The 10828-nt window shown below is 40.8% G+C and carries 10 protein-coding genes and 2 riboswitches; of the genes, 3 read left to right on the top strand and 7 right to left on the bottom strand.

Translation table 11 applies throughout. The annotated features are described in order from the left end of the window. Positions 1–218: 218 nt before the first annotated feature. From AC1UFB_RS15585 to AC1UFB_RS15570, 4 genes are all read right to left on the bottom strand, one after another. Complete coding sequence (locus tag AC1UFB_RS15585; RefSeq protein WP_156413431.1) at positions 219–380, bottom strand: hypothetical protein; 162 nt, start codon at positions 378–380, stop codon at positions 219–221. Positions 381–499: 119 nt separating this feature from the next. Then, positions 500–1768: a PTS ascorbate transporter subunit IIC gene (locus AC1UFB_RS15580; protein WP_100347264.1), complete on the bottom strand. Its 1269-nt coding sequence runs from the start codon at positions 1766–1768 to the stop codon at positions 500–502. A 26-nt stretch (positions 1769–1794) separates the two neighbouring features. Then, positions 1795–2061 (bottom strand): PTS sugar transporter subunit IIB, encoded by a 267-nt coding sequence (locus AC1UFB_RS15575; protein ID WP_482589466.1) that lies wholly within the window; start codon positions 2059–2061, stop codon positions 1795–1797. Further along, complete coding sequence (locus tag AC1UFB_RS15570) at positions 2062–4125, bottom strand: BglG family transcription antiterminator (protein ID WP_100347263.1); 2064 nt, start codon at positions 4123–4125, stop codon at positions 2062–2064. Positions 4126–4878: 753 nt separating this feature from the next. Between AC1UFB_RS15570 and AC1UFB_RS15565 the strand changes: the two genes are divergently transcribed. Continuing rightward, positions 4879–5172 carry a WXG100 family type VII secretion target gene (locus AC1UFB_RS15565; RefSeq protein ID WP_025909237.1) on the top strand — a complete coding sequence of 98 codons (294 nt, stop codon included), beginning with the start codon at positions 4879–4881 and terminating at the stop codon, positions 5170–5172. Positions 5173–5360: 188 nt separating this feature from the next. After that, on the top strand, positions 5361–6821 hold the full coding sequence (gene katA, locus AC1UFB_RS15560; protein ID WP_482589465.1) for a catalase KatA: 1461 nt from the start codon (positions 5361–5363) through the stop codon (positions 6819–6821). 386 nt (positions 6822–7207) lie between these two features. Here katA and AC1UFB_RS15555 read toward each other — a convergent pair whose 3' ends face one another. The 3 genes from AC1UFB_RS15555 to AC1UFB_RS15545 all read right to left on the bottom strand — a co-directional run bounded on the left by AC1UFB_RS15555 (position 7208) and on the right by AC1UFB_RS15545 (position 10207). Then, positions 7208–7342: a YjcZ family sporulation protein gene (locus tag AC1UFB_RS15555; RefSeq protein ID WP_076512530.1), complete on the bottom strand. Its 135-nt coding sequence runs from the start codon at positions 7340–7342 to the stop codon at positions 7208–7210. A 174-nt stretch (positions 7343–7516) separates the two neighbouring features. Continuing rightward, a complete protein-coding gene (locus tag AC1UFB_RS15550; protein ID WP_482589467.1) occupies positions 7517–8452 on the bottom strand; it encodes a nucleoside hydrolase in 936 nt (311 codons plus the stop codon). Between the two features lie 45 nt (positions 8453–8497). Beyond that, a riboswitch (purine riboswitch) is annotated at positions 8498–8597 on the bottom strand. Between the two features lie 68 nt (positions 8598–8665). Beyond that, a complete protein-coding gene (locus AC1UFB_RS15545; RefSeq protein ID WP_062686568.1) occupies positions 8666–10207 on the bottom strand; it encodes a histidine kinase N-terminal 7TM domain-containing diguanylate cyclase in 1542 nt (513 codons plus the stop codon). Between the two features lie 242 nt (positions 10208–10449). Continuing rightward, positions 10450–10536, top strand: a riboswitch (cyclic di-GMP riboswitch). A 26-nt stretch (positions 10537–10562) separates the two neighbouring features. Here AC1UFB_RS15545 and sinI point away from each other — a divergent pair. Further along, positions 10563–10694, top strand: a complete 132-nt coding sequence (gene sinI, locus AC1UFB_RS15540; protein ID WP_139109160.1) for a DNA-binding anti-repressor SinI — start codon at positions 10563–10565, stop codon at positions 10692–10694. Positions 10695–10828: the final 134 nt, after the last annotated feature.

Genomic DNA, 10828 nt, shown 5'->3' with positions numbered 1-10828 from the left:
TGCAAAGATAAAATTACTGAAAATTTAGATTTTTATAAAGCGTTGAATTATTTTAATGCAACACTAGTGATAAAACAAGTAAAAAGAATCATGAAAAAATACCCATCATTTATCCACAGTTCTTTATATCGGTAGGTTTCTCTAACTTTTAACCATTAATTTTCTATTTTTAACAATCACATCCAGGCCAACAACTTTTTAATCTTAAAAGACGAACACTAGCTGTTCCCATCTCTTTGATTTGTCTCAACACGTTCGTTCCATTGCGCTACGGCCACTCGCTTTCCGCGGGGAGGAACCTGAGCTTCCTCGCTGCGCTGCGGGATCTCAGTTTTCCCTCTTTTTCCCGCAGGAGTCGAGTGTCCTACGCTCCATTCCACCCTGTTTCCAACATTGTTTTCACAATCAACAAAAAACCTGAATGATTAAAAGTTATGAACTCTCAATCGTTCAGGTATAGTAGAGACTGAACTACTTATGTCTCAGTCTCTTTTTTTAGTTAAGATAATCCCAATAGTTTCATAATCATTAAAATCAGGATTCCAACGACACCAAAGTCAGAGTCACCAAAGGTTGTTCCTTCAAATCCAACGTCTCCCATAAATACTAATAGAAGAGCTGGAATGAAGCTGATGATTAAACCGTTACAGAACGCTCCTGCCATCGCCCCTCTACGACCACCCGTTGCATTCCCGAATACACCGGCTGCTGCACCTGTGAAAAAGTGCGGCACGAGACCTGGTACGATGACTTTTAAACCTAGTAGAGGTAAGAAGAACATGGATAATAACCCTGCAATAAAACTGAATAAAAACCCAATGATCGCTGCATTTGGTGCGAATGGAAAGACCGTTGGACAGTCAAGCGCTGGCTTCGTGTCAGGCGCAACCTTATCCGCAATCCCTTTAAACGCCGGAACGATTTCAGCAATCAGCATGCGAACTCCGGCTAAAATGATGTACACACCTGCTGCAAACGTAATAGCTTGAATGAATGAAAACACAATAAAGTTTGATCCGCCGGATAAAGTAGATTCAATGTACTCTTGTCCGGCAAACAGTGCCACAACTAAGAAGAAAATCGTCATCGTCAGTGAAACCGCAACAGACGTATCTCGCAAAAAACCTAAAGATTGAGGGACTTTGATTTGTTCCGTTGTTCTTTCTTTGTTCCCGACTAATTTTCCGACTTTCGCCGATACGAAGTAACCGATTGTTCCAAAGTGTCCGATGGCAAAATCGTCACTTCCCGTAATTTGACGCACATACGGCTGAAGGATAGCTGGGAATAATACCATACATAAACCTAAAAGTATGGATCCAATCAGCACGAGTGGAACTCCTTGAAGTCCACCAATCGATAATGTGGCTGCAATTAAGCAAGCCATGAACAGCGTGTGATGTCCGGTTAAGAAAATATATTTGAAACGAGTGAACTTTGCTAATAGAATATTAGCAATCATCCCAAACACCATAATTAAAGCGGTGGATGTGCCGAATTTACTTTGAGCAGCCGCGACAATCGCTTCGTTATTTGGAATAACGCCTGCCACGTTAAAAGCTTTATCAAACATATTGCTGAAAATATCAAGCGATCCCGTTAACACGGTTGCTCCCGCTCCGATAATGATAAAGCCCATAACGGTTTTTAACGTACCGGACACAACGTCCGCGGTTTGCTTGCGCTGAAGAAGTAAACCAACAAGCGCAAACAAACCAACGAGAATGGACGGTGTTCCCAAGATGTCTTTCATAATAATGTCTAACATAGTCTGACCCCCTTATTGATCAGGAATTATGAAACGGTTGGCTCTAGCTTTGATTTGATTTCTGGAATGCTCATCATATTTTCCAACGTCACGATTTGACGCGTACCGTCGTTTAATTGACCGACAATATCAGCAGCTCCGATGAATACATCGGCCTTTTCCGTTTTTGCTGATGCTAAATCCGTGTGGTCCACCTCTGCTGTTTTCCCCATCTCTGTTAACGCTTTCTTTACGTTCATCTCCATAATAAAGCTGCTTCCTAATCCATTTCCGCATACAACCATGATTTTCATTTACATTTCCTCCTCTGAATATTGGTTAATATAAGTTAAAATATGTTCAACGCTTGAGCTAGCAATGATATCTTCAATATTACTTGGTTCACCTAAAAGCTGCGTCAGCTGAACGAGCGCTTTTAAATGTGACTCATTATCCGTTGCGGCCAGCACAATGATAATTTGAACCGGCTTGTTTCCTCCAAAATCCACTGGCTCATCTAACTTTAATAAGCTCATAGACAGTGAGCGAACTCCGTGTTCAGGACGAGCATGTGGAATCGCAACCCTTGGCGTAATAACGACATAAGGTCCTGTTTCTTCTATAGAAGTAATCATAGCTTCCACGTAGCTTTTTTCAATGGCACCAATCTTCAAAAGCGGTGCGGCTGCTTCTTCAATACTTTCTTGCCAACTTGAAACGCTTGGCTTCAGCTGAATCGTTTCAGCCGTCAATAATTCCTTAAGCACAGGCTTTTCCACCTCCTCTAATGAATACTTCGTTGTTTTTTGCATGTGCGTCTGCAGCTGCCACTGAAGCGAGCTCTGCAGCTCTTTACGCTGATGAATTGTCGCGTAGCTTTCAATGACCTTCATAACCGCTTCTAAGTCCACATGATTGGAAGTATAGCCGTACAGTTCCTGCATGACGTGCTGCTTTAATTTTTCTTTATCCTCTACGCCTAAAATCGGTGGAACGACAAACAGCAGTGCGTTCGTTCGTAAGTGAACGGTTGAAAAGATAAGATCATAGCTTAATGAATACGTCGACATCTCGCGAACAGACAAAGCGTCCAAAAATAAAAGATCTGGAAAAAGTTCGCGCAGTGTATAAATAAGGATATTACTAATTCCTACGCCGTTTGGACAAACGACGATTGCTCGCTTTCTACCATCTAATGTTGTTCCTTGTCTTCTTAACCACCCGCCAAAATAAACGGTAAAATAAGCAACTTCGCTTTCAGGTATCGGGCAGTCAAGTTCTTTCCTCATCGGCCAAAGCGATTTATTCGTTAAGTGATATAGCTCTGGATACACGTTCTTAATTCGCTCAACCATCGTATGAGCAGGCGTAAGCTGATACTTCATGCGATAATACGCAGGCTTAAAGTGAACAAATAACTGCTGGTACAGCTCTTTTTTATCCTGCAGTTCAATACAAGACAAGCGCTCAAATTCATCAATAACCGAAAGCAAGCAGGTTTCAATCAGTTCATTTTCTTGAAAAGGAGAAACGTCTTTTGTTCGGTTCATTCCAAGTAAATGAAGCGTTGCATACAGCTTGTCATCCTTGCTCCAAGCCGGTGAGAACACCTGGCTATTTGTTAATGCTTCGACTACCTTGTACTCATTTGTTTCAATTAAAGATTGCCAACTCTCTTGGTATGGCAAGGTGTCACCCTTACAAATTAATTGGTCTAGTGCTAAAAATAAAAACGATAGCTCCTCTAGCCTTTCATCTGTAAAAGACACGCCAAGCTGATGTTCCGCTCCTTCAAGCTCACTTTGAATATGTTTAAGCTGAGCTTGCTTCGTTCCCCAAATGCACGTAACAACCGGCTGACTGCTGCCGTTTTGCAAAAGCTCATGAATGATTTGCTCAAGGAGATAAAGCTTCGACTCATGCTCGCCTTTTATGACATATCCTTTCACTTTTGAATAGTGAATATCTAGACCATAGCTCTTGGCTTTCTTTTTTAATTTTTGAAGGTCCTTCAACACGGTATTTCGCGAAACGCCTACCGCACTTTGAAAATGATAAACGGACAGTTCTTCCTCACTAAGAAGCAGCATTAGGTAGAAAACTTGTTCACGATCACTCTCTGAAAACACGTAGCTTTGCTTTGTCAGTTTTGCCTGTAAATCTTTCACTGGAAGACTAGCAATCAAGTAGTACCCTACTTTTCGATCAAACTGAATAGGTTCATAGCCGTGCGCTTCTAACCAATCATTTGCTTTTTTCATCCCATACTGAACTTGTCTTCTTGTCAGACTGGTCTTTTCTTCAAGTTCTGCCATCGTTAAGCTTTTTACCTGCTGCAAGTTCTGCAACAGCGCTGCGCTTCGTTCATCTAAAACCATGTTGTGTTCCTCCTTATCTCTACAATACGCTATAACCACAGCAAAGAAAACGTTTTCTAAAACCCTTTCTTGTTCTCTCCACTGCACACAAATATACTCTGCCGTTATTGTAACAAACTTTTTGTGTGGGCTTTGCTTCTTTTAATAAGATGTAGTCAAACCTCTAGTTAAAAAGGCAAGTATGGAATATTGTGCACCCTCTTTCCTCTTTCAAAAACAAAGAGCAAAAAGGTGTGAGACCCATACGAGGTTAGCTTAACGCGAGTCCCATGGAAAGCGAGCAAGCCGGAGTGAAAATCATGACCCGTTGCGTGCGTTCTCCCCTCTTCCACACTCAAACAATACATAGAAGTAATTGTTTTCCCTTCTATTCCAGATAGCCCATGATTGAAACGGAGGATGCGAGACTCCTGCAGGACTAGCGAGTGTTCTGAGATCCCGCAGTTTACGAGGAAGCTCAGGCCGAGCCCTGCGGAAAGCGAGCAAGCCGGAGTGAAAATCATGACCCGTTGCGTGCGTTCTCCCTTACTTCCTGCACACACTTCTTCCAATCTAAGAATCATTAGACCTACTTTACCGGTGGGAATAAAGACCAAAACACCCAGGTTTAATCATTCTTTATAAGCATAAAAACTTCTATTATCTAGAACTATTGATTCGTTTTTGCTAATTTTTTCAAATTTCTTTTGACTGTTACTGGAATTTTTTTTTAAAATAGTAAATGAAAATACATATTAAAGGAGATGTTTTTCCATGTCAGGAATCATTCGCGTAACGCCTGCTGAACTTCGTGAAATGGCAGCTCGCTACAATAACGAAAGTGGTCAAGTACAAGATCTAGTAGGTCGCCTTGACACTATGAGAAACCAATTACAAGATATGTGGGAAGGTTCTTCTAGCCAAGCATTCATCGCTCAATACGAAGAATTAAAACCATCATTCGTTGAAATGTCAAACCTGCTTAACAAAATCGCTAAGCAACTTGACGACTCTGCGAACGTTCTTGAAGACACAGACAACCAAATCGCTAGCCAAATCCGCGGCTAATAAAAAAATGCTCTATCTTTTGATAGGGCGTTTTTTTTGTTAATGTTTTTCCCTCTTTGCCCATACCTATGAAAATAGGAAACACATTGCAAAATTTCAGTTATTTATAATTATTATAAAAAAATATTGATTTTTATTTGATATATGGTATTATCAAACTATCAACTAAAACTTTACGAGGTGATCTTATGACTGAAAATAACAAAAAATTGACGACTAGCTGGGGTGCTCCTGTTGGTGATAACCAAAACTCGATGACAGCGGGATACCGTGGCCCTACGTTAATTCAAGACGTTCATCTATTAGAAAAACTAGCTCACTTTAATCGCGAACGCGTACCAGAGCGTGTTGTTCATGCCAAAGGTGCTGGTGCACACGGTTATTTCGAAGTAACAAACGACGTTTCAGCTTATACAAAAGCAGACTTCTTATCTGAAGTTGGAAAACGTACACCCATGTTCATTCGCTTCTCAACAGTAGCTGGCGAAAGTGGCTCAGCTGACACGGTTCGTGACCCACGCGGCTTTGCAGTAAAGTTTTATACCGAAGAAGGAAACTACGACTTAGTTGGTAACAACACGCCGGTATTTTTCATCCGTGACGCAATTAAGTTCCCTGATTTTATTCATACCCAAAAAAGAGACCCACAAACGCATTTAAAAAATCCTAATGCAGTTTGGGACTTCTGGTCTTTATCACCTGAGTCTCTTCATCAAGTAACAATCCTTATGTCCGACCGCGGAATCCCTGCAACATTCCGTCACATGCATGGGTTCGGTAGCCATACATTTAAATGGGTAAATAAAGAAGGAGAAGCTGTTTGGGTGAAATATCACTTCAAGACAGAGCAAGGTGTGAAAAACTTGCCAACAGATCTTGCGGCAAAATTGGCTGGTGAAAATCCAGATTATCATACAGAAGATTTATTTAATGCGATTGAAAAAGGCGACTTCCCTGCTTGGAAGCTATATGTACAAATCATACCTGTTGAAGATGCGGATACATACCGCTTCGATCCGTTCGACGTAACAAAAGTATGGTCTCAAAAAGACTATCCATTAATTGAAGTTGGTCGCATGGTGTTGAATCGCAACCCAGAAAATTATTTTGCAGAAGTTGAACAAGCAGCGTTCTCACCTGGCGCATTCGTTCCTGGTATCGAGGCATCTCCAGATAAAATGCTTCAAGGGCGTCTATTTGCTTATGCAGATGCGCATCGTTACCGCGTAGGTGTAAACCATAATCACCTGCCAATCAACCGTCCAAAATCAGACGTTCACCACTATCAGCGTGATGGACAAATGCGCTTTGATGGCAACGGTGGTGGATCAGTTTACTACGAGCCAAACAGCTATGGTGGTCCAACTGAAACGCCTGAGCATAAGCAAACAGCTTTCCCTGTTAGCGGCGTAGCAGAAAATGCACCGTATGACCATAATGACCACTACACGCAAGCTGGTGACTTGTACCGTTTAATGTCAACAGAAGAGCGTGAACGCTTAGTAAACAACATCGTAGAAGCGATGAAGCCCGTTGAAAAAGACGAAATTAAGCTTCGTCAAATCGCTCACTTCTACAAAGCTGACCCAGAATACGGCTTGGGCGTGGCAAGGGGCTTAGGGCTTGAAGTCCCTAACCTAAAAGCGTAAGCGACTGGTAGTTCATGAAAGGCATTAGAGCTTTTAACTTAAAAAAGTAAATAGGAAAATTCAGATTATCTATTCTCAACTATTATTTTCATTTCTCAATTAATCTATTTCTCTACTGCCCACGTCAAATTGGCGTGGGCAGTCATTTTCAGCTTTAGAAAGGATGAAAAAACAATGGCCAAACAGTGCCCTGTATGTATGACTGAAATCAAACAATTAAAACATACGTTATTATGCAGCTGCGGTGTACGATTAAAAAAGAAAAAAAACAGCTTATTCAAACAGGAAAAAAGCTAGCGGTGCGCTAGCTTCTTTAAGGCCTTTACAATAGGAGAATGAAGAGGAGCATACTCTTAACTGTTGAAGTACTAATCATTTACTTGCTATTAGCAATCGCCTTTGTATCCCCAACAAGCGCAACCGATAATAACTAATAGAATGAAAAGGACGATGATTAAAGCGAAGCCGCTTCCGCCGCCGTAGCCACCACAACCGTAACCGCAGTTTCCGTAACCGTACATATTGTCTCACCTCCTCTTGTTGATACTCTCATCATATGTACCGATAAAAAAAATGCTCCTAAAAAATCCAAAGTAAACTTTTGCTTTTACACGAACATCTTTTAGGTTGATAGGCTTGTGCATATAAGAAAAAGCCCAAACCAGACGGCTTGGACTTCTCAATCTTGCATGTATTTATTGCTTTTTAGACAGCTCTGTTATGTAGTGGAAAAACGCTTCTGAATCAACGTCATACACGACATGAACCCGTCTTCCCCCTACTGTTTCATACGTTCTTCCTTGGCTTGGAACTTTCGTTTCTACCTCGCTGCAAACTGTTTTCATCTTCACAAGATCTGGCTTACCAACGGAAGCGGTTGTTAACACATCCCACAAATAGTACGTGGAATTGGTTTCAAAATGTTCAAGTGGTGGGCACGCAGCGAAGCACTGACCCACGAAATCCACTCCCGTATAGCGGCGAAGGGATGCCCAATAGTTGCGAACTGAAATCGTTAATGGTACTTGATTGGTACTTTCAAGAGCCACCATTTCAATCGTTAAGCCGCTTTTCCACACGCGAGCTACGGCTTCAGGATCCCAAAATGCATTCCACTCCGCCGTTCCGTCGTGCTCAGGCTCTTGAACGTTTCCTATTTCTTGGAATGTTCCGCCCATCCACACTAACTTTTCAATTTTCTCTTCAATATCAGGTGCTTCATCAAGCGCTCTGGAAAGGTCTGTCAGTGGGCCTGTAAATAGGAGCGTTGTTTTTTCTTGTTCTGCGCGCACTTTTTCAATTAAATGACGATGAGCAGGCTGATTGCTGACCGGCGCTTTCATTTGACCTGACTCATTTAAAATCGGAAGCGCGTCAACAAAAAACGTATGCATGCGCCATTCTTTTGGAAATGGATACATTCCTCTTGACGTCGAACGCGCGACTTCAACTCGCTGGTTGCTGAAGCGATCGATGATTTTTCTACTTGCGCTAATACCAGGCTCGAGATAGCCGTCCGCTGGGATAACCGATACACCCGTTAGCTCCACATCATCCATTTGGAGCAGTAAAAATAAAGATACTAAATCATCAATTCCTGCATCATGGTTAAAATATACTTTCTTTTTCATCACTTTTTCATCCCCCTAGGTACACTAAAAACTGCGAAAAATATGCTAAAGAAGCATATTTTTCGCAGTAAGAAATTTGTGGTTTCTATGTATTGCCCTTAAACCATATCATTAAGGATATACGAAAAATAAAATTTCTTTGTGTTTAATTGTTCGTATTTAAAGTCTATTTTACCTTAAAAATTCACCTAAAACAACCTTTTATAATTAGAATCAAACCTCCACACGATTTCGACCGTTTCGTTTTGCAGTGTATAGCGCTTGATCTGCCTTGCGCACAAATTCATCTAACGTACACGCTGCGTTTCCTAGTTGTATATCAAGAGCAGCAACACCAAAACTTGCCGTTACACGAATTTTCACTCCATCAGCTTCAACGGCTGTGTTCTGAATAGCTTCCCTAAGTTGAGCTGCTAGGCTATGAGCCTCATAAAGAGCAGTTGCTGGAAGGTAAACAATAAACTCTTCCCCTCCGTAGCGTCCAATGATATCGGCTGGTCGTACGTTTTTCTGAACAACTTCACTGATTTTTCTTAACACGGCGTCTCCCATTTCATGCCCGTACGTATCATTGACTGTTTTGAAGTAGTCAATGTCAAACATAATAATTCCGGCTACCCCGCCGCGTTTCATGAGCGATATGAACATTTCTTCTGCTTGTCGAACAAAGAACGTTCGATTATACACTCCTGTTAAACCATCGATGCTTGCAAGCTTGCGAAGATCTTCCTGCATATTGACTCGTTCTGTTACATCACTGAACGTAATCATTTGGCCTACGTATACTTGACTCGTGTTGTATACTTCAGAAAATCGAACGTGAAAATGCTGAATGACTCCAGCTTCGTGACGATAATCACATTCTTTCCTTTCTTGAATAATAGTTACTAGTGCTTTATTTTCTTTCACAATGGATAGGATATGTTCACCAACCATTCTGTGATGCAGCATGGGAATAACTTGACGAACGGCGTTATTAAAGTCTACCACTATGCCCTTTTGATTTAGCACAATGACGCCTTCTTGCATCGTTTCAAAGACCGTATCACGAGCGATGGGCACCACATTAAACGACCGGAACATGAAGATGGACAGCCCGTGAAACAAGCAGGTTAACCCAATGGAAACAGGGACTAAATCAATTCCATATGGGCTGAGCTTATTTAAGTAAAAGTAGCTAGCAATAATCGGCGTTAATAAACCAGATACCATTAATAGAATCTGCATTTGAAATTGAAAAACTGATTTCCGAAGCTCCATCAATAGCACAATGATACTCAGCATAATGCAGACAAACAAATAAAATGAATGGAGGTAATGAAACGGACCTGCTACTAAATCAGCCACGGGAAATGGCGTATCGTTTCGAAACCCTATTTTTTTATAGTACATATCGTGCCAATTATTTGTATTGTGGGTGAAAATTGTAATAATTGGAACAGTAAATAGAAGATAATAAAAAGCTGGATAAATCTTTTTCCCAACGTAGTTAAAGCACATTAATACGATGAATGCTGGGATAAATGGCAGAGGAAGATACTCTACGCTTAGCCAAAACTTAACTTCTTCAATCGATGTACTCATCATTTCAAACATGTATCCAAAAGCAAAAACAGATGACAGAAAGGTTAATATGACATAGTGCTTAACCCGAGGACTGTCTCGAATTTTAAACGCACCGTATAAACTTAAAGATAAACTAAGGACACCCGAACTTCCAACAATCACTACATATTTGAGTAGTTCACTATGCATGAGCCACGACTCCATTTTCATTAAGGTTAGCGTACGCTACATTATTATATAGCAGCGCGTTTCTATTAGACTATATATTTTCGTTCATCTAGCCTATTTGTCCTCCATAAAACTCAATTACTTCACATTTAATAAGTATATATTCATATAAATCCGATAATTTTTTAAAGATAAACAACACTTTTCGACATCTTTTTCATTTTGTTTAGCATATACTTTTAATACTACTAAAAATAATTCTCTTCAGAAAAAGGCAAATCTTTCGAAAGAAAGCGACGCAAAGCTACAGATCTAAGGTGCAACGGCACTATGATGGCTGAGCTCCCTGGGATGGGTCGAGGGGGATATTAAAGTAATGAAAAATCAAATAACAGTAAAAGCAGAAGAAGATGTACAAGAATGGATTTCACTCATGCAGCACGCAAAAGATCTCGGTCTCACCATTGAAGAAATACAGCATTTTTTACTTCAGAACGAAACTACATAAACAGTCCTCAAGCTGAAATAAGGCACCGTAAGAGACTGAGACATAAGTAGTTCAGTCCTTACCATACCTGAACGATTGAGAGTTTCTCACTTTTAATCGTTCAGGTTTTTTGTTGATTGTGAAAACAATGTTGG

It is taken from the genome of Priestia sp. KCTC 13724 (assembly GCF_056820425.1).
The sequence above is the reverse complement of the archived record's forward strand: the minus strand, read 5'-3'. Positions and strand labels throughout refer to the sequence as shown.

Coding starts and splice junctions, on each gene's coding strand:
- AC1UFB_RS15580 (WP_100347264.1), bottom strand. CDS start 1,768: ATGTTAGACATTATTATGAAAGACATCTTGGGAACACCGTCCATTCTC.
- AC1UFB_RS15575 (WP_482589466.1), bottom strand. CDS start 2,061: ATGAAAATCATGGTTGTATGCGGAAATGGATTAGGAAGCAGCTTTATT.
- AC1UFB_RS15570 (WP_100347263.1), bottom strand. CDS start 4,125: ATGGTTTTAGATGAACGAAGCGCAGCGCTGTTGCAGAACTTGCAGCAG.
- AC1UFB_RS15565 (WP_025909237.1), top strand. CDS start 4,879: ATGTCAGGAATCATTCGCGTAACGCCTGCTGAACTTCGTGAAATGGCA.
- katA (WP_482589465.1), top strand. CDS start 5,361: ATGACTGAAAATAACAAAAAATTGACGACTAGCTGGGGTGCTCCTGTT.
- AC1UFB_RS15555 (WP_076512530.1), bottom strand. CDS start 7,342: ATGTACGGTTACGGAAACTGCGGTTACGGTTGTGGTGGCTACGGCGGC.
- AC1UFB_RS15550 (WP_482589467.1), bottom strand. CDS start 8,452: ATGAAAAAGAAAGTATATTTTAACCATGATGCAGGAATTGATGATTTA.
- AC1UFB_RS15545 (WP_062686568.1), bottom strand. CDS start 10,207: ATGCATAGTGAACTACTCAAATATGTAGTGATTGTTGGAAGTTCGGGT.
- sinI (WP_139109160.1), top strand. CDS start 10,563: ATGAAAAATCAAATAACAGTAAAAGCAGAAGAAGATGTACAAGAATGG.